Origin of the sequence: Paenibacillus mesophilus (assembly GCF_005938385.1) — a bacterium.
Lineage (GTDB): Bacteria > Bacillota > Bacilli > Paenibacillales > NBRC-103111 > Paenibacillus_AB > Paenibacillus_AB mesophilus.
On record NZ_VCRA01000001.1, the window covers coordinates 541,682 to 567,763 of the forward strand.

Sequence of the window (26,082 nt, forward strand, 5' to 3'; positions counted from 1 at the left end):
CTAGGAATGAGTTACTTCGCCGGGAATGCTTCCCCCGCCAGCACGCGGAACGCGTCCAGCGTCATCTTCGAGCCGGCCGCCTTCGTGCCGCCCTCCGGCTTGTAATGCGTTTCGATCGTAAACAAGCCTTCGTAGCCGTCTTCCCTCAATGCCTGCAGCTGTGCAATGAAAGGCACGTTGCCGGAGCCGACCGGCACGCAGCGGGAGGAACCGTCCGGCAGCACATAGGCGTCTTTTATGTGAACGTGTGCAAGAACGTCTTTAATAAAGCCGTATCCTTCGGGGAAAGCCGGACGTCCGCCGTATGCTTCATTGCCCGGATCCCACAGCGCTTTCATCGCCGGAGAGCCTACGGCACGAACGATGTTGCCCACCTCTTCGGCGAAGCCTCCGTTGCAGGCCGGTTCGTTTTCCTGAAGCAGCATGACGCCTTCCTTCTCCGCCAGAGCGGCCGCGGTCTTTAAATGTCCGACGATTTCGTCGAAATATCGCTCCGGTTCCGTTTCGCGCCAGAAGGAGAATATGCGGATGTTCCGCGCTCCGAGCATTTTCGTAATCGCGATGACGCGCTTCAGCTTCTCGTGATGCGCCTCGACGCTTTCCTCCGCTTGCCCGAACACGTCTCCCGACGCCACCTTGCGGTTCGGATCAAGCGCGCATTTGTACAGCGGCGAAGCTACGGCCGTTACGGACAGCCCTCTCGACTCGATTTGATGGCGAACCGCCGCCACCTGCTCGTCGCTCATATTCGAAATATTGACGCCGTCCACGACGCGCACCTCGATATGTTTCAACCCTTGCTCCACGATCCAGTCCAGCGATTTCTCGAATTGATCCGGATATACTTCATCCGTAAGTATGCCAAGACGCTCCATTACCATTAACGGTATCTCCCCTTTCTGCTCGTGCGAGCGCTCCTGCCCGGCCAATTCCGGGATGAGCCCGCATCTTTCCACTATAACTATACCAAGGTTGGGACGGAATTTGTTGATCTTTCTTTCGATTGGAGTTTACTTTTTTTACGTTTCCGCCCCGCCCTAACCTGTATTATAGTTGTATCTATAATTTGACGTCAATGGATGCGGTATAGAAAAAGAGCTCCGCTAAGCGGAGCCAGGCTGTTGCTTGCAATACCGGCGGCGCCGGAACATGTGTCGTATATTCGCTATCGGACAACCAAGTTTGCTTATTAGTGAACCCCATTGCGCTTAATTGGCCCTTCTCCCGGAAAATGTTGGGACAGCGAACCTAAAGTAACTAATAATGAACTCCAGTTCAGTAACAATAAAATTAGGTTCGCTGTTCGTCGAATTCGCCCGTCCGTCAAGCGATTAGCGCAATAAGGTTCATTATTAGCGAAGTTTCCCTCGCAATGATGAACAACGAGAACACATGTGCTATAATGGAAATGCTTCAATAATAAGGGATGCGTTGTTCAGCTCCTTCTCTGCGGGCTGATTATAAGCTATAATTGGAATAATGATTACCGGTGGTGCGGATATTACCCATTTTGATATAGAAACGGAAGGTTCGAATGAGACGCGATAACGAATTCCGCTATTCCCGACTGGCGCACATTCTCCGCGAACAAATTATGTCCGGCTTCATCAAGCCGGGGGAATATTTGCTGTCTGAGAACGAATTGTGCAAATATTACGGCCTCAGCCGCACATCGGTGCGCAAATCGCTCGAGCAGCTGCAGAAGGAAGGCCTTATTGTCAAGAAAGTAGGGCAAGGGACGATCGTCTCGCCCGACCTGGTCATCTCTCCGAGCGAACGGCGTACGCTGCGCATCTTGACGAATACGCCCTCGTTTTTCGTGGACAACTGTCTCGGTATCATCATAGAGACGTTCCAGAACAAATTTCCCCATGTCGACGTAAAGCTGCTCACGTTCCCGTCCTGGAACTTCTGGGATTCCATGAGGACGAGCATCGAGCTGGGCCAGCCCCCCGATCTTGTGCTTATCACGGACCGGCACTTCGCGCATCCGGACCGCGGAGACGATTTTCAGGATCTTGGCGACCATCTGGAAGACTTGCTTGGCGAATTTTATCCCAGGGTCGTGGAGCCGTTCCGTCTGGGGGACGCTCAAACAGCCATTCCCGCAACGTTCTCGCCTGTATATTTGGTCTATAATCCGGAGCTGTTCGCCCGCTACGGCGTAGCCGAGCCGAACCCGGAATGGACCAAGGCAGAGCTGATCGAAGCGGCCAGGAAGCTGACCGTCGATCGGGATCAAGACGGCATCACCGATCTGTACGGGCTGTCGCTTTCTCCTTATCTGAACCGCTGGCCCGTCATCGCCTTGCAAAACGGCGTCAAGTTCGACGAAACGACCACCCGGGAATCTATTGTGGATACGCTGAACTTTTTCCACGATGCTTTGTACCGGCAGCGGATCGCGACCTTGGACTATACGGCTTCAGGTACATTCCTGTGCGAGAAAGCCGCCATGGTGCTTACGACTGCGATCGAGCTCGCCGGATGGCGCAACGGGAACGTGCCGTTCGAAGCCAAAGTCGCGCCGCTTCCGTTCGGGCCGCTCAAATCGACGCTGCTCGTCGCGAATACGTTCATGGTACACAAGGAATGCCAGGAGCAGGAGCTGGCGCTTGCCTTCCTGCGGACGGCGCTCGACCATAAGCTGCAGACGCGGCTCGCCCGCGAGACCGGATTCCTTTCCTGCATCCCCGAAATCAACGAAGCGGTTTGGGACGCCTCCCATCTGGCCTCCTTGAACATTTCGCAACGGCAAATCGACAACGGTTACTTTTTGCACGAGCTGTTGAACGATTTGAACGTGCTCGAAGATCTCGAATCGGAGATGGAGATGTTCTGGGGAGGATATGAATCCGCCGAAACGATCGCGAACGGGATGATCCGCGTCTTGTCGGACAAGTCCCCCAAATAGCAGCCGCATCATCATTACGACCGAAGCTCCCTTCACCGGGAGCTTTTTTTTCATTTCGAGGTCCCTTCGGCTCACGAACCCCCATCCCTTTCCAGCAAAATCGTTTGGAAGTCCCATTCCGCCTCATGCCAATTGGTACGTTTTTCTACGAAATTTGTCGTTTCGAAAAAGGAGTATGGCTATTCTTGTCGAATAAAGCTATTCATCGCTCCTTAGAGCACAACGACAATCAGCAAAGGTGGGATCATTATGAAAGGGACATGGCCAAAAATCGTCTCGCGGCTATCGAACATATGGAACAAAGCGAGAGATAACGTGTCCGCAACCGACATGCAGGGACTGAAGCGGCAGCTCCAAGTGCAAAACCCGATCAAATCGGTAGGCATGAAGCTGCTTCTTATATTTTTCGTGAGCATCGTCGCCATGGTTCTCGCGGTCGGACTTTTGTCCTACCAGATTTCCAAGAATGTGATCAAGAACAAGGTTGCCGACGCGTCTCTGCAGACGATCACCCAAGCGACGGACAAAGTCGATTTCCTGCTGGAGAGCGTGGAGAACATCTCCATTCAGATTATGTCCGACGATACGGTCGCCGATAATATGACCAAATTCAAGGACAAGACGCTGTCGCAATTCGATAAACTGCAAACCGGACAGCTGGTCGCAAGCCGCCTGAAAAGCTACGTGCTGTCCAACAACAAGCTGGCCGACATCAACATTATCCCGATCAGTGCAGACGCTACCGATACATACCGCTCCTCGACGGCGCTTAAAGACGATGTTTTCAAATCGGAATGGTTCAATAAAGTAAAGGAGGCCGACGGCAAGGGGATTTGGCTGCCGAGCAGCAAAGCCGGCTATATCAGCTCTCCCAATACGTTCGCGCTCGGCCGCGTGCTGCGGAACATCAAATCCGGCACCGTCGAAGGCATGCTCGTCATCGAAGTCAAGCAGTCCGCTCTGAAGGACGCGCTCGGAGTCGTTTCCATCGGTAACGGAAGCGAAACCGTCATTATCGGCAAAGACAACAAAGTGATCTACTCGGAGAAGACGGACGAGCTCGAGTCGGCTTACGCGCTCGACATTGCAACCAACATCGCCAAGACGGGCAGCAGCACGGACAACTTCTTCACCGAGAAAAATAAAGAGCAAATTATCGCCGTCTATGATCCGATCCAGAAATCGGACTGGCTGCTCGTGGGAGCCGTATCGGTAGACGAGCTGGTGAAGGACGCGGCTTCCATCTTCAACATTACGGTCATCATGCTGATCGTGTCCGCGCTTCTGGCGATCGGCGTAGGGCTGCTCGTCATCCGGTTTATCGCCCGTCCGCTTGTGGCGCTGCGCAATCTGATGGTCGAAGGGGCCGGAGGCAACTTGACCGTACGGACGAAGTTCACGGGCCGTCAGGACGAGATCGGCCAGCTGTCCGCAAGCTTCAATCAAATGATGGAGCAAATTACGGCGCTCGTGGCGCAAACGAACTTATCGGCGCAGGAAGTGCTCCAGACCGCATCGGAATTGTCCGATTCCTCCAAGAAGACGGCGCAGTCGGCCAAAGAAATCGCGGTGGCGACCGAGGAAATTGCGAACGGCGCCTCCAGTCTCGCCGTGGAAGCGGAGCGGGGCAGCGACTTGACCGGCGGCATCAGCCAGAAGGTCGACCACGTCGTCGACGCGAACGCGCTGATGGAAACGGCCGCCGCCGAAGTGCAATCGGCGAGCCGCAAAGGAACCGACTACATGTCCGACCTGATCACGAAGACGAGCACGACCGAGGACATGATCCGCTCCATGGCGGAGAAGGTGGAGAAGCTTCAGGAAAGCACGGGCTCGATCCGCAACATATTGGACATGCTGAACAACATTACGAAGCAGACGAACATTTTGTCGCTCAACGCGACGATCGAGGCGGCCCGCGCGGGCGCTGCCGGCAAAGGCTTCATGGTCGTGGCCGACGAAATCCGCAAGCTCGCCGACCAGTCCAAGCAATCGATCGACGTCGTCGCGCAAATTACCGAGCGCATCCAGACGGAAATGAAAGAAACGGTCGGCGTCTTATCGGAGGCGTACCCGATTTTCCGCGAGCAGATCGCTTCGGTGAAAGATGCGGACGGCATATTCAAGCAGGTCCAAGCACAAATGGACGGCTTCGCCGGCAAGCTGAAGGAAGTGACGGTTTCCGTCCAGCAGCTCAAAAGCTCCCAAGTGGTGCTGTCGGAAGCGATGGGCAACGTCAGCGCCGTTGCCGAACAGTCGTCGGCTACATCCCAGGAAGTCGCCTCGCTCAGCTCGGAACAGCTCAGCATCAGCGGAGGACTCGTCAAGCTTTCGGAGAAGCTCGAGGACTTGTCCAATTCGCTCAAGGAATCGCTCAGCAAGTTTTCGATTTAACAGGTGAGAAAGCACCCTCGCTTCATCAAGCGCGGGTGCTTTCGTTTTGCTCCCGGTCGGACGCCCCGTAACACGCCGCAACCCGCAAATCTTTGTTCGTCCATGGCATCGACGGCGGCGACGCGTTCACTTCCCCGATGCGGATGCCGACCATCTTCTCCATGATCGCGAGCTGGTACTGCGCTATCGCTTCGATGCTTTTGTGCAGGCTCTCCTGCACGGCCGGCTCGCCTCCCTCCGCGCCGGCGTCCGCGGCGCTCTCGATGATGCGAGCCATCGCGCGTTGACTGCGAGCGAGCGACTCCAATATATCGAGCTTCATCTCCCGCTGCCGTTCGAGCCATCCCATCACGTCGAGTCCCCTAAGCCGCCGCCGAACAAACCGCCCAAGCCGCCGTCCGAGGACATGTCTTCGTTTTTGTTCAGCACGACTTTCAAGTTTTTGGACAGCGCGTTTTCCATTTTGGTCAGCCCGTCGATCAGCTCCACGAAAGACTCATGCATTTCCAGCGGCTTCTTGAGCTGATCCTCGTGGTTATCGTAGCTTTGATGGTTCAAATGAACGCAAATCCAGTCCCGCGATTTCTCGGCCTCATTCGCTTTCGCCTCCAGAATGAGCGATATATCGTGCTGCATTTTGGCCGATGCCCGCAGCATCCATAAGAACGACTCCGTCCGTTGCATCCGTTCTCCCTCCTTCGCTAGGGCGGTGGGCTGCACCCTGCCGCTATTCTTCTTCCGTATCCGACATTTCCTTGATGACAAGCTCCAGATGATCGCCGATCGCATCCGCCAAATCGGCCAGACTGCTCAAATAGGCCGACACGCTCTTGGTCAAATCGATCGAATTCGTCGCGATCGCTTCCGTTCCTTCGAATTGAATCGTTTCATTCGGCAGAGCCGTCACGATATGGGCGATGTTGAATATCGATTGCCGTTTCGCCTCGAGTACGCGTGCCATTTCGCAATGCGACTTGGCCATATGGGCGATAATCGAAGTGACTTCCTCCTGCACGAAGCACTCCCCCCTTCAGATTTGCAAAGTTTCCCCATATTTTATGAACAAAGCGGGTTTATTGTGCTATCGGTTGCCGTGAACCGTTCGTTTTTCGTCATCCGCTTCCGCCGTTAGCTCTATGCCCGGACATCGAGCAGCTTTAGCATATGCGCGAAAGCCTCTAAATCGACCGTAATCGGCTCGTCGCGGTACCCGACATGGCCGATGCCCGAGCTTATGGGGGCCCTTTGTCCTTGACCGATCAAATAGCCGTAATCCAGTCCGATATGATTGCTCATATACCAATATAGAGGATTTACAAAATTGGGCGCGAACAATTCCAGAACGCGAACTCCCGGACGGCAAAACATCAGATTCGCCAAGCCTGCTCCGTGCGGAGCAACGACGATTTCGGCCGAAGCAAACGTTCGGATCTGGTCCGCTACGGACATTTGTCCGCTCATGACGGTCTTAAAGCCGCATGCTTTCAATAGCTCCACTACCCGCGCTTCATTCGTCACCTTCCGGTGCCGGGCATCCCCGCGGCTTATATAGATCCGTTCGAAGCCTTCGACGCGGGTCGGGCGAACCCGCCCCATAAGCTCGGCCCTCAAATATTGAACCGCCCATTTCGCCAGCGAATGCGGAATAAACGGCTGAAGGGAGAACGGCACCAAGGAAGGCACGATCAGCCTCTTTGCTTTCAAGTGCATGCCTCTTACGCTTTTTATGATTTTATGCTTCGGGATGTCGAGTAAGGACAGCGTTTCCGCCTGGAATGCAGCGGACCCTTTGCCGTTGATCAAGTATTTGTCGATTTGGATACCGCTTCTATCCAGCAAATGAATACGGGCCAATACTTCGCCCAGCCAGTGGTAATAATTGGAGTCCCATATGAAGCTTAATACGGCGACGTTCTCCGCGGTATACGTTGCGCGCGGCAAATGGTTTTGTTTAAATACGGAATGGCTCGCATTCGGCAAATGATATTGCAACGAAACGTCCCAGATCAGTTTGTTACCCGGAGCGATGACTGCAAACGTCTCATCGTCAGCTACCCAGTAACGGCCTCCGGGCAATACGGCGACGAAAGCTTTCGGTATGGTCACGGACTTGGTCTGGAAGCTCGGATGGGGCTGGGACTCCGCTCCTTTCGCTTTCCGGAGGAGAACCCTTTCCTCCAAATATAGAACGTTCTGCATTTCGTGATCGGGGAGATAATGGACACGCGAAGTCTCTACCCAGCTCCAGAGCGTTTTGTAAACCCCGGTCGGAATTGCTTCTTTCAAGCTTTCACCCCGCATTCCCGAATCCGTGCTTTCCGTTGCAACCGCCGCCTTCAATGGTACGGCAGGATGCCATACACCTCTTTGGAGGGCAACGGAATAAACAGCTTGTCGCGCTTTTCGTTCCGGTCGATTCTATAGATGCCGCACGCGCTATTTCGGGCCGGAACGATAAGCCTAGAATCGCTTTGGCCCACATACAAGTACCGATCGGTTACGGCCAAACCTCTAGTAAACCCGTCAGCCGTAAAAATCGTGTCATTGTCTTTTTTCACCTCGAAAGTCGCCGAATTGCAATAATACACATGGCCTTTATGACGAATTACGCTATGCGGCCGGCTCAAATGCTGAAAGAGTACCCCTTCGATCGTATTGCCCTTCAAATCGTACTTGACGATTACCCCCGAATTCTCCTTTTGGTTGCGCCATAAGCCCTTCAACGTAAACATCGATAGCAGCATTCGATCCCCTTGATCGTCGATGTACAAATCATTGATATGATTCACGTCCTGGCCTACGGGATCAAACGAAAGCTCTCCCATTCGAGAAAGATCGGACAAATCGTATATCCCGATCGTATTGAGTTTCGTTTCTACGATGTAGGCCTTGTCGTTATGGACGAACACACCGTGATATTCCACTTCCGCATGTGCTTGCTTGCCTCGTATCGTATCCAACGATTTATTCAATACGAGAATCGCATGGTCCATAACGGCTACGAAATGATCGTTGTATCTCGCCACCCCGCGGCACGAGCCTTCGATTATTTTCTTAAGCGAATAAGTATCTCCGTTCCATTCCAGCTTATATAAGCCTCCCTTTTCATTGACACAGCTGACCAGCAGTTTCATATCAAGCCCCTCCGCCACTCCGGCAGCCCCGGCCTTCTCTCCCCTCATACCCCAAGCAGGCGGAGCATGTCGGACAATGCGCCGAGGTCGACCGTGATGTTATCGTGTACATACCCTACCTTACCGATGCCTTCGCTTTCGGACAGACGATGTCCCTGACCTATCAAATAGAAATACCGCAAACTATAGTAGCTGCTGAGGTGCCAAAAACAAGGGTACATATAGCGGGTCGGATATATATCGACGACCTGGGTCCCCGGCCGGCAAAACATGAGATTGGTGAGACTGGCGCCATGCGGGGCTATGATGCATTCGGCGGATGCGAACAGCCTTACTTGATCGGCCACCGACATCGTCGCGAGCGATACTACACGGAATTCGCGTGAAGCCAGAACTTTCGTCACCTCTTGTTCATTCAGCACTTTCCGGTGCTTGGCGTCGCCCCTGCTTATATAGATCCGCTCATATCCGGACAATGGCTGCGGATTTACCGTCTTCATGAGCCGCTCCCGCAAAAAATCGGTTCCCCACTTGGGAAGGGGGTTGGCTATGAACGGCTCCAGCCAATACGGTTGAAGCGAAGGGACTACGAGCCTCGCGGCCTTCAGATGCATCCCTTCGTACGATCGGATGACCTTCTCCCGCGGTATGCCCAGCAGAGCGAGCGTCTCTTCCTGAAACCGCGAGGCGCCGTCATTCGATATGATGTATTTATCAATGTGCAAACCGCTTCTTGTCAGCAAGTCGATCCTTGCCAGAACGTCTATCATCCAATGGAAATAGTTGCGGCTCCAAACGAACGTCAGCACCGCGACCGTCTCGGGGGTGTAAACCGCGTTCGGCAAATCGGCTCTCTTGAACACCGGGTGAATCCAGCCGGTAATCTGAAACTGCATCGACACGTCCCAGACCAGCTTGTTATCCGGTGCGATCACGGCCCCCGAGCCGTCCCCGCCCCCCCAGTACCGGCCATCCGGAATGACGGCGACGCAAGCCTCGGGAATGCTCAGCGCCCTTTGCCGGAATACGGGGTGGGGAGCTCCGACCGTCTTCGGCTCCGTCAGCATGAACGGCTGCGCGGGGTAGGCGATTTGACACAGTTGATGATCCCGCAGCCGCTTCGAAACGGATTTTCCGATCCAATCCCGAAGCGTAATGTATAAGCCGGCAGGAACTGCTTCGCTCATCCGGATCCCTCCGTCAGCATGTTCGCAACCAGTTCGCCCAAAGCCTGGAGATCGACGGTGATGTCGTCCGTTCGACGCTCCACGTCCCCGACCCCGGAATGGACCGGCAAGCGCTCTCCTTCGCCGAATAAATAATAATAATCAAGCCCGAAATGGTTGCTCAAATACCAATACACCGTATTCACGTAATTGGGTGCGTACAGTTCCAGCACCTTCGTTCCCGGCCGGCAAAACAGCAAGTTGGCCAGCCCGGCGCCATGAGGGGCCACGATCGTGTCGGCGGAAGCGAAAAGCCGTATCTGCTCGGCAACCGTTAGCGACTCGAGCAGCACCTTGTGAAATCCGTAGCCGCTTAGCAAGCGGCACACTTGCTCTTCGTTCGTTACTTTGCGGACCTGGGCATATTCGCGGCTGACGTAGATTCGCCGATAACCGGTTTCGGTCGAGGACCCGATCCGATTCGACAACGCCGTACGCAAATATCCGCTTGCCCATCTTGGCATCGAATGGGGCTGAAAAGGCTTCAATCGATACGTTTCGAACGAAGGAACGATCAGCCTCTTCGGTTTCAGGTGCATCCCCGCTTCGCTCCGCACGATCCTATGTTCCGGTATGTCCAGCATGGCCAACGTTTCCTTTTGGAATCGGGTGGAGCCATTGCCGTTTATGATATATTTGTCGATGCGGATGCCGCTCTTATCCAGTAGATGAATTCGCGCCAATACTTCGCCCAGCCAGTGGTAATAATTGTTGTCCCATATGAAATTCACGACGGCGACCGTCTCCGTCGTAGCTTTTGCCTGCGGCAATTCATGCTTCTTATAGACGGGATGGACCGAATTCGGCCTGCTATACTGCATCGACATGTCCAAAATGATTTTATTGTCCGGGGCAATGATGGCGGCCATCCTGTTTTCCGCAACCCAATACCGCCCCTGCGGCAGAACGGCGACGAAAGCTTTCGGTATCGTGACGGACTGCTTTTGAAAGCCGGGATGAGCAGGGGGCTCCACCCCTTTCGGTCTGGAAAGGCTTAACGTATCCTCCATGTACATTACGTTTTGCATTTCATGATCGCGGAATCGCCCGGCGCGCGATGTCCCGACCCAGTCCCAAAGCGATGGATATACGCCGCGCGGTGTCGCTTCGCTCATGTCTTACTCCCTCCCTTCGAAATCGGCAAAAAGGTGCGGAAACCGATCCGATAACCGCACCCCCTTCATCGTCCCGATCGGTTACATTATTTTTTGCAAAACCATGAGTCCGTTCCAGTACGTCGGGTGACCGTTGCTTGCCGTCGTAACGTCGAGGAGGATGCGGTACTGCCCCGGGTACAGCGACATGAAATCGAGCGTCGCCTGGCGAGGCTCCGGCCAGTTCGTATCGTCGACCAGGATGATGCATCCGTCCGTGAAGTACGGCGACGCGTATTGCAAGCCTTGCAGCTGATTCATGTAATCGTGAGGACCGTCGAAGAAATAGAGACCAATGGGGCTTTTATGAATATGGGCGAAATATTCCCTATAGTCCATGTCGTAAAACTGATGACCGGGACCTTTATGCGTGTTGAACCGGTTCAAAAATTCCGCGCGCGGACCGCCGAATTGCGAGAAGTTGTCGACGCCTATACATGCTTTATCGGGGTTGTGCAGCAGCCCCGCCAAGAAGGAAAATCCGTTCCAAACCCCCACGTTGACGAAGCATTGATCGGACGGAAGCCGGGAGACGACCCGGTTAATGATCGCTCCGATTGCAAAGGACGACATTTTCGGCATATGCCAAATGCTGTTCATAGCGTCTCTCATTTGGACCTCATCCTCGGGCAGCACGGTATTGGCAAATTCCAACAAGGCGTCGGTCCCGTACAATCGATTCTCCGGTATGGGTGTCCCGGGCTGAACGTACCGGAACGTGATTCCATTAATAAATTGTGCGTTATTCATATGAAGCATTTCCCCTCTCCGCATGGTGATGGTTCCTAGTGCAACCATTCTATTAAATGCGGGAAAACATGGAAAAGAAACGGATACATGCCATCGGTAGAACGCCTCTTTGATTTCCGATGCCGTATTCTGCGCGCGAGGACAGTTGTTCCGACGTTTTATCCTATGATCGGCCTTGGAAAATGTTTGGACAGGTTAACCCGAGCAATGGTCTACGCATTCCAAATATTCTAGAATATAGTAAACAAAGACGATCATTGTCGACTGGGGGATCCGACTATGAAAATATCGGTAGTGATGGCGGTATATAACGGAGCGGCATATTTGCAGGAAGCCGTAGATAGTATACTTGCCCAGACGTACGACAATTTCGAATTCATTATCGTAGACGACGGATCCACGGACGGCACATGGGATATCCTCTCGAACATTACCGATAGCCGGGTAAGAATATGCCGTTTGCCTGAGAACTGCGGCACCCCCCTCGCATTGAATATTGCAGTGGAAGAGGCGGAAGGGGAGTGGATCGCCGTACAAGACGCAGACGATATAAGCGTTCCCGAACGGCTCGCCGTTCAGGCCGGCTATATGCAAAGTCATCCCGAGCTGATCGCGGTCGGCTCGAAAATTTCGTGCGTCGGCGAACCTCATATCGATCCGAAACGACTCCGGAGCGCCGAGTCGAATCTCAACTATGGCTTGAACCGCGAGGAGCTTTTTAAAAACCGCTACTTCGTCTGCGCGCTATGCCACGGCACCTCGCTATATTCGAGATCGCGGTTTTTCAGAGCCGGTGGTTACGATTCGGGGTATCGGATCACTCACGACTACGACTTCTGGCTGAAGATGTTCCAGCTCGGGCCGATCGAGAAAATAGACCGCGTGTTGTACCGGTACCGGGTGCACTCCGATTCGCTCTCGCATCATGACGGCATGGCGACTTATATCGAAAAGCTGAAATGCTGCATCCGCCGATTGCGCCAATTCGAATACAGCAGCCATTCCGACCCGATCAACTTGATCGTATTCGCGAACAGAGGCCTTTGCCATATCATGGCGAACGAGGTTGTCCCGCATTGTCCGGTACGGGTTCACGCTTACTTCGATAACGAGACTCATGCCGAATACGCCTTGGGTCTTGTCAACAATGGGGTAGTCGACGGAATCGCCCTTCTTCAAACGGCGAATCGGAAAGCTTTGGCCGGCTTTTTCCAGAGAAAGGGGATGGTCCTGAACAACAATTTATTTCTTTTGTAAGAAAAGCTTCTGATCGAAGCATTTCGATGATGTGCATTCGTGTTTTAGCGGTAGCTTATTCTTGGTAAAGAAAGTCTTACTTCGCTTCAGTACTTTAGCGAAGTTAAACTTTCCTTATCGTTAAGAAAAACGTCTATCGACGTACTACAGGGATGAGCGACCGCTACTCTCCCCCCAAAAAGTGACGCTATCCTTCGAAGATTACACCGGGTACTTTTCGGGGACCCCGAACAGCGGAAGTTTTTCTTGGTAAAGAAAGTCTCACTTCGCTTTAACACTTTAGCGAAGTTAAACTTTCTTTATCGTTAACAAACCGGTTCATACGAAGGAGCACACCCCAAAAAAAATGCCGCCGAGGCGCTTTGCACCCCCGCAGCTTTGACCCGCCCTTTACCATAATAGCCCTTTGTAATTCCCGAATCCCGAAAGGGCGTCGGGCACCCCCACCAGATCGACGACGATTTTCGAAGGAAGCGCCTTTTTCGCTAACTCGACATATTGTTCATTTTTCCGGGCGACTACGATTAGGTCGGCGAATCGATTCAACTCCTCCAAATCGGGCTCCATCAATCGGATCAAATGAGGCACGACCGTCTCCAAATACTCTCTGCTCGCTCCGATTCGAAGGGAATCCTCCACATTCCGGTCATGGATGCGGATTTCATACCCTTTGCCGACAAGCCTCTCCAACAGCTTCACGATCGGACTTTCGCGCAAATCGTCGGTTCCTTCCTTGAAAGCGAGTCCCAGAACGCCTATGCGAACGCGTCCTTCCGCGACGATCATCTCGATCGCCCTGTCGATATGCATGGCGTTGCTTCTCTCGATGGCCGGGAGAACGGCCGTCTCCACTTGCCGCGATCGCGCGATCGCGTTAATGGCCCGGACGTCTTTCGGCAGGCACGAACCGCCGTACGCAAAGCCCGGCTTCAAGTAGGCGGGCGACACGTTCAGCTGCCGGTCGCGGCAAAACAGCTCCATCAGCCGGGCCGGATCGATTCCAAGCGAGCGGCATAAGGCACCGATCTCGTTTGCAAAAACGACTTTCAGCGCATGGAACGAATTATTGACATATTTGATCATTTCGCCGATTTCCCTCTTCGTCTCCACGATCGGCGCATCGATGCCGCCGTACATCCGGGTCAGTACGGCAAGAGCCGTTCTGTCCGACGTTCCGAGCAGCGTATACGGCGGGTGGAAATAATCTTCGATGCTGCTCCCTTCGCGCAAAAATTCGGGATTGCTCGCAACCGCGAAATGTTCGCCGGCCTTTTTCCCGGATTCGGCCAATATCGCTTCGAGGCGTTCGCAAGTACCCGGAGGGGTCGTAGAACGGACGACGACTGTCAAGAAGCGTTCCCTGCCGGCGAGCGCCCCCCGGATTCCTTCCGCCACCTTCCACATATAGGTCAAGTCGGGCTTTCCGTGCCGGTCTGAGGGCGTCCCGACACAGATCAGGCAAACGTCGGACTGCTGTGCCGCTGATTGCAAATCGCCGGTCGCCGACAACCTTCCCGCCCCCCGCTGCTTGGCGATCAAGTCGGCGATGCCCTTCTCCACGATAGTAGGCAGCCCTTCATTGATTAACCGGACTTTCGTAGCGTTCACATCAACCCCGATTACGCGATGGCCCATTTCCCCCAAACACCCGGCCGATACGCAGCCGACGTAACCGAGACCGATTACGGCGATCGTAAGCGGTGCTGCTTCACTCGTCATTTCCATTCCCCATTCTCCTGATGTTGGCGGTTGTAGCCGTGTCGTAAAATTTGGATAACTCCCCGATCACCTTGTCGGCCGTAGCTTTCTTGCTGAATTTGCGCAGCAGATCTTTCCTCGCCGCGACGGCCCTCTCCTTCGCTCCGAGCCTCCGCCTCGTTACCCAGCGCATCTTCGCGCATAAATCGCTCTTGGACGGCTCCGCCCAAACATGTCCGATAAAGGCGGGGTTTTCGTTGTCCGTAATTTCTACGAATTTGTCGACCTGAACCAAGTGCGAATTGCGGGAATTCATAAAATCGACCTGCCCGCTCCAGTTCGTCCCGATCACCGGCAATTCCATCAGCATCGCCTCGAAGAACGGTCTCCCCCATCCTTCCCCTCTAGTCGGCAGCACGAAAGCGTCGCACGCGCGGTACAGCTGGAGCAGCTCCTCCGGAGACAGCATCTGGTCGATGATGTAGACGGGAGGCTTATCGCGCTTCGGCTTCGGATGGGCCTCGATCTGCTCCACGAGCATGCCGTCCTTGTTGTTGTCCCGTATTTTGACGACGAGCGCAACGTCGTCCAGGCGGGAAAATTCATCGAGATACGCATCCAGCAGCACGTCATAGCCTTTGCGCCGCTTCAGGTCGAAGACGGACAAGAAGCGAAACGACTCCTCGACCGGAAGGGACAGAACGGGACCGGACGGCGTGTAGCGGTCGGTATCGAAGAAGTTCGGGATGAGCCGGATCGGGACTCGGACGCCGGAGTTTACGAATGTCGATCGATTAAACGTGCTCTGCACCCATACTTCGTCGAAGCTGTTCAGCACCGGCACCCAGCTGTCCGGAATGCGGTCCGTCTCGAACGTCGTTCTGGCGATATTGACGCGAAATTCGGGCCTGCGCCGGACGTAGGAGCCGACCCAGTTATATAAATAAATATCGTTCGAGGTCAGCTCCGTCGATTCGAACGACGAGATGAACCGCTCCTCCTCCGGCTCCAGCAGCTTATGCCGCTCGTCTGCATCCCTGGCTTCGATGCGGACGCGGAAGCCGGCTTCGTGCAGCATACGCAGCAAAATCCGGTTTCCTTCCGCCAAACCGTGACCGTTGTAGAAAATGCCCTCCAGCAGCACATTCACGCTTAATCCGTACCTCCCCAGTCGTCAGACATATTTGTTCAGTGCCTTCGCGACCCGTTCCGTCAACCGGTCCAGCCCGTAGTCTTCCAGCAGCTGCTTCCTCGCTTTTTTGCCGGTTGCTTTGGCATCCGACCGGTGCCCCGCGACATACCTCATTTTCTTCTGCAAGTCGCCAAGCGACGGTTCCGCCCAATAATGTCCGTTGAATATCGGGAACTCGTTATTTTCAATCCGGATCAACCGCTCCACTTGGACCAAATACGAATTGTACTCGTGCATATATTCGGTCTGCCCGCTCCAATTCGTTCCGATTACCGGCAGCTCCATCAGCATCGCCTCGAAAAACGGCCGCCCCCAGCCTTCCCCGCGGGTCGGCAGCACGAAGGCGTCGCAAGTCCGGTATAAGCCCATCAGCTCCGGCACCGTCAGCATTTGATTGATAATGTATACGGGCGGCTTCTCTTTTCTCGCTTTCGGGTGCTGGCGGATAATTTTTTCGAGCTTTTCGGCGTCGCTCTCCCCTCTGATTTTGATGACGAGCGCAACCGAATCATCCGGCGTAAACTCGTTCAGGAACGCCTGCAGAAGCACATCGTATCCTTTGCGCTGCTGCATATCGAAGACGGATAAGAATAAGAAATTTTCGCCGGCGGGCAGCGGCAGCCGGTCGCCCGACGGGTTATATTGCCCGACATCGAAAAAGTTCGGCATCAGTACAAGCGGAACGCGGACGCCCGAATTGCGAAACGAGGCCAAATTGAACGAGCATTGCACCCACAGCTCGTCGAAACGGTTCAGCTCCGGCACCCAGAAGTCCGGGATGCGGTCCGTCTCGAACGTCGTACGGGCGATGTTGACGCGAAAATCGGGCCGGATGCGGACATCGGAACCGGTCCGGTTGGAAATATGCAAATCGTTGGAGGAAAGGGGCGTCTGCTCGAACGAAGCGATGTACCTGATTTCGTCCGCAGGCAGAACCGACATCTTCTCCGCACGGTCTCTCGCCAAGATTCGCACCCGGTGCCCGGAGCGGTCCAATAGGCGGAGCAGGATCCGGTTGCCCTCCGCGAACCCGTGCCCGTTATAGAACATGCCGTCCAGCAAAATATTCACCGTATCTCCGCTCCTTATGTGCTCTCTGCGCTCTCTCCATCGGCGTCATTTCCGGAATTTATCGATTTCCGCCTTTACTTTTTTCTGGATAAGCGCCATATTGTATTTCTCCAGCAGCTCCTTGCGCGCAAACTTGCCGACCGCTTTGGCTTCCTGCTGATGCTCGTATACGTACCTCATTTTTTTCCGCAAATCTTCGAGGGAGGGCTCCGCCCAGTTATGCCCGTTGTACATATCGTAGTCCGGATTGTCTTTGATGCGGACGAGGCGATCGACCTCGATCTGGTACGAGTTGTTCGCGTTCATATATTCCGCCTGGCCGCTCCAGTTCGTGCCGATCGTTGGCATCTCCATCAGCATCGCCTCGAACAGCGGTCTTCCCCAGCCTTCTCCGCGGGTCGGCAGAACGAAAGAGTCGCAGGCGCGGTACAGGCCGAGCAGCTCGGGCGTCATCAGCATCCGGTCGATAATATGAACCGCCGGCCGTTTCGACGATGGCTTCTTGTGAGCTTCCAGCTCCTTCATAAGCCGCGGCGTTTCGTCGGGACCGCGCACTTTAATGACGAGCGCCGTATCGTCGTCCGGGCCGAATTCGTCCAAATAGGCGCGGATGAGCAGGTCGTAGCCTTTGCGCTCGCACAGCTGGAACACCGATAAAAACTTGAACCCTTTCGTTATGGGAAGCGGGAACTTGCCGCCCTCCAGGACATATCGCTTATCGTCGAAAAAATAGGGGATGAAGCGGATCGGAACCTTCACACCGGAATCTCTGAACGTCTTGATGTTGAACTTGCACTGTACCCATACTTCGTCGAACTTGTTCAGTATCGGCACCCAGCTGGACGGGATGCGGTCCGTCTCGAACGTCGTGTGCGCGATGTTCACGCGAAATTCGGGTCTCGCCTCCAGCCGGAAGCCGACATCCCGGTTCAGAAAAATATCTTTGCCGGTCAATACGGTGTTCTCCATATACCGCACATAATAAAATTCCTGCTTCGTCAAGGCGAGCTTCTTCTCCCGCTGCCAGTCCCTCGGCAATGCCTTGACCTTATACGCGCTCCGGTGCAGCATATTCAGCAGCACCCGGTTTCCTTCGGCATACCCCTTGCCGTTATAGAAGAAACCTTTAAATAAAATGTTCAATGCCGTCACCGTTCTTTCCCAGGGCTATATTCAGTCGTACGGTCACCGGAATTTATCCAGCTCCGCAATTACCTTTCGCGCCGTCTTCTCCATCGAATAATCGGACAACAGGTCTTTACGCGCCTTTTTCCCTCTCGCTATGGCGGCTTCCCGGTTGTTTACGACAAACCGCATGTTCTGCTGCAAATCGGAGACGGACGGCTCCGCCCAATAATGGCCGGCCAGCTCCTTCATCGACACCGGCACAAGCCGCTCGACACCTACCAGAAACGAGTTGCTCTCGTTCATGAAGTCCGTTTGCCCGCTCCAGTTCGTTCCGATGACGGGCATTTCCATCAGCATCGCTTCAAAGAAAGGTCTGCCCCACCCTTCTCCCCGCGTCGGAAGAACGAAAGCGTCACAGGAGCGGTACAGCCGGATCAAATCGGCCGGACTCAGCATCCGGTCGATCACGTGCACGCATGGACGATCCCGGAACGGCTTGGGGTGGGCTTTGATGACGTCGTATACGCTCGACAAATGCTTGCCGCTCCGCACCTTGATGACGAGAGCGACGTCATCCCGGCTTGAAAACTCGTTCAAAAATGCGCGCAGCAGCACATCGTACCCTTTCCTTTCCTTCAAATCGAATACGGATAAAAACAAGTAGGATTGCTTCACATTCAGCGGAAACGGTTCCCCCGCGGGAGAAAACTGCTTTTCATCGAAAAAATTGGGGATCAACCGTATCGGCGCCTTCACTCCGGAGGCCGCGAACGTAGATTGATTGAAGGAGCACTGTACCCAAACCTCGTCGAATTTGTTCAATTCCGGCACCCACGATTCTGGAATTCGGTCCGTCTCGAACGTAGTGCGTACGATGTTCACCCGGTAGTCGGAATTATAGCGGACTTGGTAGCCGATCCAGTTGCACAGAAACAGATCGCGGGACGTCAGCCGGGTTTGTTCGAATGACGACAAGTATGCCGTTTCTTCAGGGGGCAATACCGGATGCGTCACCCACGATTTATCGACGGGATTGATTCGCACGGTATGTCCGGATTGATCCAAAATCCGCAGCAAGATGCGGTTTCCTTCAGCCAAGCCATGCCCGCTGTAGAACGCCCCCTCAAGCAATATGTTCATGACCTTGCCTCCCGTCTCTTCGGCATGCCGAATCGGAGCGCGTCTTTACGTTTACGTCCCCTCCATTACTTTTCGGCAAACCCATAAACCTTCGGTCTCGACTTTGACGAACCATTTCGGCAGCTCCGCGACGAGCCGGGTCGGCCCGGGCCATGTGTCGACATCATGGAAGGCGATATAGCCGCCAACCGCGACCATCGGGCTCCAATATTCGAAATCCGCCCGGACGGCCGCGTACCGGTGCGAGGCGTCGATAAACAGCAGACCGATCGGATTCGAAATCCGCCATTTCCGCGAAGCATCCACCGTCCTCATCCGGATCGTCTCCACATATTCGGTGAGGCCGTGCTTCTCGAGATTGAGTTTGAACTCGTCGAACACTTCGTCCGTATGAGTTTGCCGCTTGCCCGGCTTCCAGTTCCACAGATCGACGGCATGCACCTTGCCTTCTCCGCGGTCTTTGATTGCAGACGCCAGCACGCACGTCGACTTTCCTTTCCAAGAGCCGAGCTCGACGATCGTCGGAACGGGAGCGAGAAAACGGGCCAACTCGTATAACGTCGCTCCTTCGTTTAGTTCCAGCCATCCCGGCACGGATGAAACCATCTCCTGGATGCTTTCGATCCTTTCGCCGGCTTGTTGCTCTTCCAAAGACATGAATATCCCTCCAGAGAATGGTGATGAGCTCGTATGAACTTGCTCCCATCTTATGACGGAGTGCTACAGCCCGTCATACTTCAACCGTTGTCCACATGAAAATGTGCATCTGGACCATGAATCCGGCAATAAACGATTGCTACCCGTACCATGCGCCGGGTCCGTCCGGTATGTCTGGACATATACCAATAACGGTAATTGTTGTCGAAATGAAGGAAGGGATGAATGAGCTTGAACGTTCCGAAGGAGCTGCGGCCGCCAACGAGCCATTACCGTTCCCCGACTGAATGGATTCATTCCTCGGGGCTTGCGGAAAGCCGGTTTTGCAAATGGTTCTACAAATCCAATCCGATCTACTTGAAGCAACCGGAGGGGCTGGAAAAACCGGTTCACTGGATATACCGTACGTTTTCCATCAAGAAATGGAGGCAGCGCAAAGGGTATGTCGCGATGATGCCCGGCGGGAGAGTGTGCCGCTCGCGATGCACGATCGTCGCTCCGGATCATAAGGAAATGTGGGACTTGTCCTGGCTTGGGCTGCGCGCCCCGAACGACCCCGAGCTCCGAAATCTTACCCGGCTTCCGCCGATACGCGACGCAGCCGAGACCGTCGCGCTTCTGGGCATGCGGGAAAGCGGAATTTACTATCATTGGCTCGTAGATGTGCTGCCGCGCTTCCATCTGCTTCAGAAGCTGGGTATTCCCGTAGACCGTTATTTGTTGAATGGAGCGTGGCTCGCGCCGTTTCAATTCGAAACGATGGATACGCTCGGCGTCCCCCGGGAGCGGCTGTCGTTCAGCGACGACAACATGCATCTGAGAGCGAAGCTGCTGCTCGTTCCGGGCTCCGATATCGGCATCGTGCCGAAATGGGCGCTTCAATACGTGCGCTACGAATTGATGGAGAAGCCGGGCATCCGGCCGCAAGGCGGGAAGGAGCGGCTGTTCATAAGCCGGGCGAGAGCGAAGAAACGCAAGCTTATTAATGAGGCGGAGCTGATGAACGAATTAAGCCGGTACGGATTCCGCAGCGTCGAGCTGGAAACGATGCCGGTGGCCGAACAAATCCGGCTGTTCGCGTCGGCGGAAATGATCGTCGGTCCGCACGGAGCGGGTTTGACCAATCTGATCTTCTGCAAGCCGGGCACGAAGGTGATCGAGCTGTTCTCGCCCAATCATATGCATACTTGCTATCCGGTCATCAGCAGCCATATGGGACTCGAGCATTACTATCTGGTCGGAGTCGGCAAGCGCCCGCCGGAATATGTCAATCCGCGCATCCATGCGGACGATATCACGATCGATCGAAAAAGTTTTGCTGCGATTCTAAAGCTCGCAGGTCTATCCTAATATGCGGTTAGGAGGCGTCGTATGCCCGTGAAATCGACCATACCGGCTCTAAAAATCGTTTGGCCCCCGCGCAGCCGAATGCTCGTCTGCAGCTTGGCCGTCGGCGAATCGCACGTCGAGTACATGCGGTGGATGGCGCCGACCGTCCGTTATTACGCGATGCTTCACCAGATGGATCACCTGCTTCTCCCGCTGTTCGATAGGCGGCTGGACCCGTCGCGTCCGTCCGCTTGGAGCAAGGTCATTCTGCTGAACCATATGCTGAAATCGTATGAAACGGTCATGTGGCTGGACGCCGACACGATATTCGTAAACCCGTATGTCGATATCCGCAAAGAACTCGATCCTAACGTTCCGATGCATATGGTCGCCCATCGATTGGGCAGCAAGACGATTCCGAATACCGGCGTCTGGATATGCCGCCGGTCTCCGCGTACGTTCGAGCTGCTGGAAGCAATATGGAATAAGACGGAGTTCATCCGCGACGGCTGGTGGGAGCAGGCGGCTCTCATGGATTTGATCGGCTACGAGCCGAGGGGACGCGTATGCAAGTTCCGCGCACCGACCCGGTTTACCCCATACGTCCGTTTTTTGGACGGCAAATGGAACAGCCGCTACGCCGCCCCTTCCCCCGAAACTTACATTCTGCATTATTCGGGTCCGGATAAACCGCTTGACGATATGGAGCGGAAGTACAACACGTTCATCCAAAACGTCGTGAAGTTATGAAGCCTATATGTTGGGAGGGAGCACCGTGAAGAAACCGACAAGCATCCCCGTATTGCCGCTTAAGTGGAATCGCAAGGAACGCATGCTGATATGCAGCCTGGCTTCGGGCAAAGACCATCTGGAAATGCTCCAGCTAATGGCGCCTACCGCCGCCTATTACGCCCAAATGCACCGGATGGACTGTTTACTGCTGCCGCTGCCCGGCAAACGGCTGGATGCCTCGCGTCCGCCCGCCTGGGACAAAGTCGTGTTGATCCACCATATGCTGAAGCAGTATGAAACGGTCATATGGATCGATGCGGACGCGATTATTTGCAATCCGGAGAAGGATATCCGCTCCGTGCTCGATCCCGGAATACCGATGCATATGGTGGCTCACCGGATCGGGCGAAGGCTGATTCCGAACACCGGCGTATGGATTTGCCGGAGCATGCCGAAGACGTTCGAAATGCTGCATCATATATGGACCAGCACCCAATTCGTGAATCACAGATGGTGGGAGCAGGCGGCGCTTATGGAATTGATCGGGCACTCGCCGGATTCGAATACGTCGCCCGTGGAAACGCGATACACTCCGTATGTCCGTTTCATCGACCGCGAATGGAACAGCCGCTACTCCGACCGCGCCGACAATCCGGTCATTTATCATTACTGCAGCAAGCCTAAACCGATCGATGAAATGCGCGAAAAATATGCTGCGTTTGTGCAAAACATACTGCGCGTCTGAGCAAGGAACTGCCCGGCTCGACACGCCCGAGAAAGAAGGCGAACGGCGTGAACATTCAGGATGAATGTATTCCTCCTTCCGGTTATTACAGGACGATCGACGATTGGATCGAAGCATCGGTCACGAAGGACACCCCTTCCTACAGCATGACGATGCGCAATGGCCGCTACGTCAAAATTCCGCCTCCGGTCGGTCTGGAGGAGCCTCCGCATTGGGCGTTCCGCCATTCGTTCTCAACGACGATCAGGGAACGCCACGGGACGGTGGCTATCATCCCGGGCGGCAAAGTATGCGGTCTCGCCTGCGATATCGTAACTCCGGACAACATGCTGATCGGCGACTGTACATTGGACCGGAAGCATAGCCCGTCCGAGCGGAACATATCGAAAATAAGCGTCATGCCCCCGCTGCAGAAGTCTCCGTATCCGGTTGCCGTACTCGCCCTCAAGGACAGCGGCATCTACTACCACTGGATGATGGACGTTTTGCCGCTGCTGCACCTGCTCAGGGAATGCGGCGTCGCACCTCGTACGTACGTCATCAATGGCAAATCGTCGGCGCAATTTCAGTACAGGACGCTGGAAGCTCTCGGCATCCCCCGGGAACAGATCGTGGAGAGCGGTCCGTCGCTTCATTTGCAAAGCCGCCTGCTCGTCATTCCGCGGTGCGTCGGGAAATTCCGCTCCAGGTGGTCGATCGACTTTCTGCGCCGCGAGCTGATGACCGCGAACGGCATCATGCCGTCGCCCGGCAAGGAACGCATCTATATTAGCCGGGAGAAGGCGAAGAAGCGGAAGCTGCTGAACGAGGAGGCCGTCATGGATGTTCTCGGCGGGCTCGGCTTCCGGAAAGTGTACCTGGAAGACATGCCGTTTCTCGATCAAGTCCGGCTGTTCGCTTCCGCGGAAGCCGTAGCGGGTCCGCATGGCGCCGGTTTCACGAATACCGTGTTCTGCAACCCCGGCACCAGGGTAATCGAGATGTTCTCTCCGCGGCTCGTGCATACATGCTACCCGATGCTGAGCGGGCAGCTCGGCCTGTGTCATTATTATTTGGTCGGAGAAGGCCCCAGGCCGCCGGAATACAAAGATACGCATGACCGGAGTGCCGATATCAAGGTGGATATCGACAAACTGAAGCGCATTCTCGATATAGCCGGCATCCGCTGACGCGGGAAAGCCGAACCGGAAAGGAGTGGAACGACCCCCGTGACCGTAACACCAAGCTACATTTATTTGTCTCCCCCGCACCTCGGCGATAAGGAAAGGCAAATGATCGAGGAGGCGCTGACGACCAATTGGATCGCTCCGGTAGGTCCGCATGTGGATCAATTCGAGCGGGAAATTTCCGCGTATGTCGGGAGCCCGGGCGCGGCTGCCCTGAACTCGGGCACGGCCGCCCTGCACTTGGCGATCAAGCTGACAGGCGCGGGTCCGGGGGATCGCGTCTTGTGCTCGACGCTGACTTTCGCGGCGAGCGCCAACCCGATCCGTTATGCGGGAGCCGAGCCGGTGTTCATAGACTCCGAGCCGGATTCATGGAACATGTCGCCCGCCGCGCTGGAGAGGGCGCTGCACATGGCGAAAAAAGAGGGGAACGTGCCGAAAGCGGTCGTCGTCGTCCATCTTTACGGCCAATGTGCCGATATGGAGCCGATTATGGACCTGTGCCATCATTACGGCGTGCCTGTAATCGAAGATGCGGCGGAATCGCTTGGCGCCGACTATAAAGGGAGGGCGAGCGGAACGATCGGCCTGATGGGCGTCTACTCCTTTAACGGCAACAAAATCATTACGACCTCCGGGGGCGGCATGCTCGTGTCCGCCGACCTCGCGCTCGTGGAGAAAGCCCGATTTCTTGCCGCGCAAGCCCGGGACCCCGCCCCGCACTACGAGCACAGCGAGCTCGGATTCAATTACCGGCTCAGCAACGTGCTGGCGGGAATCGGGCGGGGGCAGCTGCAGGTGCTGGAGTCGAGAATCCAGGCGCGCCGCACCGTGTTCGAACGGTATAGAAGCGCGCTGTCCGGCATCGACGGTATCCGTTTCGCACCCGAAGCCCCATATGGCCGGTCGACCCGATGGCTGACCGCACTGACCGTCGATGCCGGCGTTACGGGCGTCTCGTCCGCCCGGATCATCCGGGCATCGGCAGACCATAACATCGAGGCGCGTCCCGTATGGAAGCCGATGCACCTTCAGCCCTTATACGGACGCTGCGAGTATGTTCCCCACGGCCCCGGAGACAGTGTTTCCGACCGTCTGTTTGCGACCGGGCTTTGCCTGCCTTCCGGCTCCAGTTTAACGGAAGACGAACAACAACGAGTGATCGATTGCATCCGGAACACGCTGTCCGGCGCACGGGAATAAGATTGCCTGGAACCGATCTTGGGGGTATTAGAATGAACCGTATTAACAAGCGTCGCGGAAAAGACGGTATCCCGCCTGTTCGCGAAGTCAATGCAGAGGAATTGTTGTCCCGGGAGCCGGTGAAAATCGACCTGACGGCCATAGCGGGGTACGTGACCGGCAAAGTCATAATGGTTACGGGGGCGGGCGGTTCGATCGGATCGGAGCTGTGCCGTCAAATCCTTCCGTTCCGCCCGAACAAGCTGCTGATGGTCGACCACGACGAGAACAGCCTGCACGCCCTGCAAATCGAATTGGAACGGACGCTGCCGCAGGCCGGACACGAGACGATTATGGCGGATATCCGGGACCGGAAACGGATGGAGGATCTGTTCTCCTTCTTCCGCCCCTCCATCGTGTTCCATGCGGCGGCTCACAAGCACGTTCCGTTGATGGAAACGAACGAAGCGGAAGCGGTCAAAACGAATATATTCGGCACGCGGATTATGATCGAATGCGCCAGCAATTTCGCAGTGGAGCGCTTCGTATTCATTTCGACCGACAAAACCGTCAAACCGTCCAGCATGATGGGAGCGACGAAGCGAATTGCGGAAATGGTCGTCCAGTCGGCCAATGCGGCCAGCCCCACCAATTTCATCATCGTCCGGTTCGGCAACGTAATCGGGAGCCGCGGCAGCGTTCTTCCGCTTTTCCAGCAGCAGATCCGGGAGGGCGGGCCGGTTACCGTCACCCATCCGGATATGGTGCGTTATTTCATGACGATTCGCGAAGCCGTCCAGCTGGTTATTCAGGCGGGAGCCTTTACGCAGGGCGGAGAACTGTTCGTGCTCGATATGGGACAACCGGTCAAAATCGCCGAATTGGCCCGCAAGCTGATCCGGATGTCGGGCTTCGAACCGGACCGGGATATTCCGATCGTATATACCGGCATCCGTCCCGGAGAGAAAATCGTCGAAGAGCTGTTAACCGAAGAGGAAGGCATCCAAGCGACGAGACATGACCGGATCTGGATATGCAGTCCGCACGCCATGTCCGAGCAGAGCCTGTCGGCTGTTCTGGGCCGGCTGGAAGAGCTTCTGTCCGAGCAAAACCAATGGACCTCGTCCGAACAAATCCGAGGCCTGATCCGGCTGCTTCTGCCCGGCATGCCCGGCCGGAGCCGTCCCTAATTATAGCCGAAAGGACGAATCGA

Annotated in this window: 24 protein-coding genes; 9 read left to right on the forward strand and 15 right to left on the reverse strand. The window is 55.1% G+C overall.

Annotation, left to right across the window (positions count from 1 at the left end; translation table 11 throughout):
- Positions 1-11 precede the first annotated feature (11 nt).
- Positions 12-881: a sugar phosphate isomerase/epimerase family protein gene (locus FE783_RS02090; RefSeq protein ID WP_138877640.1), complete on the reverse strand. Its 870-nt coding sequence runs from the start codon at positions 879-881 to the stop codon at positions 12-14.
- A gap of 653 nt (positions 882-1,534) precedes the next feature.
- Between FE783_RS02090 and FE783_RS02095 the strand changes: the two genes are divergently transcribed.
- Positions 1,535-2,914 carry an extracellular solute-binding protein gene (locus tag FE783_RS02095; RefSeq protein WP_138877641.1) on the forward strand — a complete coding sequence of 460 codons (1,380 nt, stop codon included), beginning with the start codon at positions 1,535-1,537 and terminating at the stop codon, positions 2,912-2,914.
- A 249-nt stretch (positions 2,915-3,163) separates the two neighbouring features.
- The gene (locus FE783_RS02100; RefSeq protein ID WP_138877642.1) at positions 3,164-5,308 is read left to right on the forward strand and encodes a methyl-accepting chemotaxis protein; all 2,145 of its coding nucleotides are present in this window, start codon (positions 3,164-3,166) and stop codon (positions 5,306-5,308) included.
- Between the two features lie 25 nt (positions 5,309-5,333).
- Here FE783_RS02100 and FE783_RS02105 read toward each other — a convergent pair whose 3' ends face one another.
- The 8 genes from FE783_RS02105 to FE783_RS02140 all read right to left on the reverse strand — a co-directional run bounded on the left by FE783_RS02105 (position 5,334) and on the right by FE783_RS02140 (position 11,572).
- On the reverse strand, positions 5,334-5,657 hold the full coding sequence (locus FE783_RS02105) for a hypothetical protein (RefSeq protein WP_138877643.1): 324 nt from the start codon (positions 5,655-5,657) through the stop codon (positions 5,334-5,336).
- Entirely contained in the window at positions 5,657-5,992 is a 336-nt protein-coding gene (locus FE783_RS02110) for an alpha-helical endospore appendage domain-containing protein (RefSeq protein WP_138877644.1), read from the reverse strand. Before FE783_RS02110 ends, FE783_RS02105 begins: the two co-directional genes overlap by 1 nt.
- A gap of 43 nt (positions 5,993-6,035) precedes the next feature.
- Positions 6,036-6,323: a nucleoside-diphosphate sugar epimerase gene (locus FE783_RS02115; protein ID WP_138877645.1), complete on the reverse strand. Its 288-nt coding sequence runs from the start codon at positions 6,321-6,323 to the stop codon at positions 6,036-6,038.
- 119 nt (positions 6,324-6,442) lie between these two features.
- Complete coding sequence (locus tag FE783_RS02120; RefSeq protein ID WP_158301577.1) at positions 6,443-7,594, reverse strand: glycosyltransferase family 61 protein; 1,152 nt, start codon at positions 7,592-7,594, stop codon at positions 6,443-6,445.
- Positions 7,595-7,644: 50 nt separating this feature from the next.
- Complete coding sequence (locus tag FE783_RS02125; RefSeq protein ID WP_158301578.1) at positions 7,645-8,442, reverse strand: DUF4915 domain-containing protein; 798 nt, start codon at positions 8,440-8,442, stop codon at positions 7,645-7,647.
- Positions 8,443-8,486: 44 nt separating this feature from the next.
- Positions 8,487-9,629 (reverse strand): glycosyltransferase family 61 protein, encoded by a 1,143-nt coding sequence (locus tag FE783_RS02130; RefSeq protein WP_138877648.1) that lies wholly within the window; start codon positions 9,627-9,629, stop codon positions 8,487-8,489.
- Entirely contained in the window at positions 9,626-10,783 is a 1,158-nt protein-coding gene (locus FE783_RS02135) for a glycosyltransferase family 61 protein (RefSeq protein WP_138877649.1), read from the reverse strand. Before FE783_RS02135 ends, FE783_RS02130 begins: the two co-directional genes overlap by 4 nt.
- Positions 10,784-10,864: 81 nt before the next feature.
- Entirely contained in the window at positions 10,865-11,572 is a 708-nt protein-coding gene (locus FE783_RS02140) for a class I SAM-dependent methyltransferase (protein ID WP_158301579.1), read from the reverse strand.
- A 279-nt stretch (positions 11,573-11,851) separates the two neighbouring features.
- On the opposite strand from FE783_RS02140, the gene FE783_RS02145 reads away from it, so the two are divergent.
- Positions 11,852-12,829, forward strand: a complete 978-nt coding sequence (locus FE783_RS02145) for a glycosyltransferase family 2 protein (RefSeq protein ID WP_138877651.1) — start codon at positions 11,852-11,854, stop codon at positions 12,827-12,829.
- Positions 12,830-13,219: 390 nt separating this feature from the next.
- Here the strand turns inward: FE783_RS02145 and FE783_RS02150 are convergent, their stop codons facing one another.
- From FE783_RS02150 to FE783_RS02175, 6 genes are read right to left on the reverse strand one after another with little or no spacing between them, the layout of a single operon-like run.
- Positions 13,220-14,554 (reverse strand): nucleotide sugar dehydrogenase, encoded by a 1,335-nt coding sequence (locus tag FE783_RS02150; protein ID WP_202916110.1) that lies wholly within the window; start codon positions 14,552-14,554, stop codon positions 13,220-13,222.
- Positions 14,538-15,677: a glycosyltransferase gene (locus FE783_RS02155; RefSeq protein WP_138877652.1), complete on the reverse strand. Its 1,140-nt coding sequence runs from the start codon at positions 15,675-15,677 to the stop codon at positions 14,538-14,540. Before FE783_RS02155 ends, FE783_RS02150 begins: the two co-directional genes overlap by 17 nt.
- Before the next feature lie 24 nt (positions 15,678-15,701).
- The gene (locus FE783_RS02160) at positions 15,702-16,790 is read right to left on the reverse strand and encodes a glycosyltransferase family 4 protein (protein ID WP_138877653.1); all 1,089 of its coding nucleotides are present in this window, start codon (positions 16,788-16,790) and stop codon (positions 15,702-15,704) included.
- A 45-nt stretch (positions 16,791-16,835) separates the two neighbouring features.
- A complete protein-coding gene (locus FE783_RS02165; RefSeq protein ID WP_138877654.1) occupies positions 16,836-17,942 on the reverse strand; it encodes a glycosyltransferase family 4 protein in 1,107 nt (368 codons plus the stop codon).
- 33 nt (positions 17,943-17,975) lie between these two features.
- Positions 17,976-19,058: a glycosyltransferase family 4 protein gene (locus tag FE783_RS02170; protein WP_138877655.1), complete on the reverse strand. Its 1,083-nt coding sequence runs from the start codon at positions 19,056-19,058 to the stop codon at positions 17,976-17,978.
- Between the two features lie 51 nt (positions 19,059-19,109).
- Complete coding sequence (locus tag FE783_RS02175; RefSeq protein WP_138877656.1) at positions 19,110-19,715, reverse strand: class I SAM-dependent methyltransferase; 606 nt, start codon at positions 19,713-19,715, stop codon at positions 19,110-19,112.
- Between the two features lie 225 nt (positions 19,716-19,940).
- Between FE783_RS02175 and FE783_RS02180 the strand changes: the two genes are divergently transcribed.
- The 6 genes from FE783_RS02180 to FE783_RS02205 are packed head-to-tail and all read left to right on the forward strand — an operon-like array spanning position 19,941 to position 26,059.
- Positions 19,941-21,065 (forward strand): glycosyltransferase family 61 protein, encoded by a 1,125-nt coding sequence (locus FE783_RS02180; protein ID WP_138877657.1) that lies wholly within the window; start codon positions 19,941-19,943, stop codon positions 21,063-21,065.
- Positions 21,066-21,086: 21 nt separating this feature from the next.
- On the forward strand, positions 21,087-21,794 hold the full coding sequence (locus FE783_RS02185; RefSeq protein ID WP_138877658.1) for a putative nucleotide-diphospho-sugar transferase: 708 nt from the start codon (positions 21,087-21,089) through the stop codon (positions 21,792-21,794).
- A 25-nt stretch (positions 21,795-21,819) separates the two neighbouring features.
- Positions 21,820-22,521, forward strand: coding sequence for a hypothetical protein (locus FE783_RS02190; protein ID WP_138877659.1), 702 nt, complete (start codon positions 21,820-21,822; stop codon positions 22,519-22,521).
- A gap of 47 nt (positions 22,522-22,568) precedes the next feature.
- A complete protein-coding gene (locus FE783_RS02195; protein ID WP_138877660.1) occupies positions 22,569-23,690 on the forward strand; it encodes a glycosyltransferase family 61 protein in 1,122 nt (373 codons plus the stop codon).
- 39 nt (positions 23,691-23,729) lie between these two features.
- A complete protein-coding gene (locus FE783_RS02200; protein ID WP_274381427.1) occupies positions 23,730-24,890 on the forward strand; it encodes a DegT/DnrJ/EryC1/StrS family aminotransferase in 1,161 nt (386 codons plus the stop codon).
- A 32-nt stretch (positions 24,891-24,922) separates the two neighbouring features.
- Positions 24,923-26,059 carry a UDP-N-acetylglucosamine 4,6-dehydratase family protein gene (locus tag FE783_RS02205; protein WP_138877661.1) on the forward strand — a complete coding sequence of 379 codons (1,137 nt, stop codon included), beginning with the start codon at positions 24,923-24,925 and terminating at the stop codon, positions 26,057-26,059.
- Positions 26,060-26,082 lie beyond the last annotated feature (23 nt).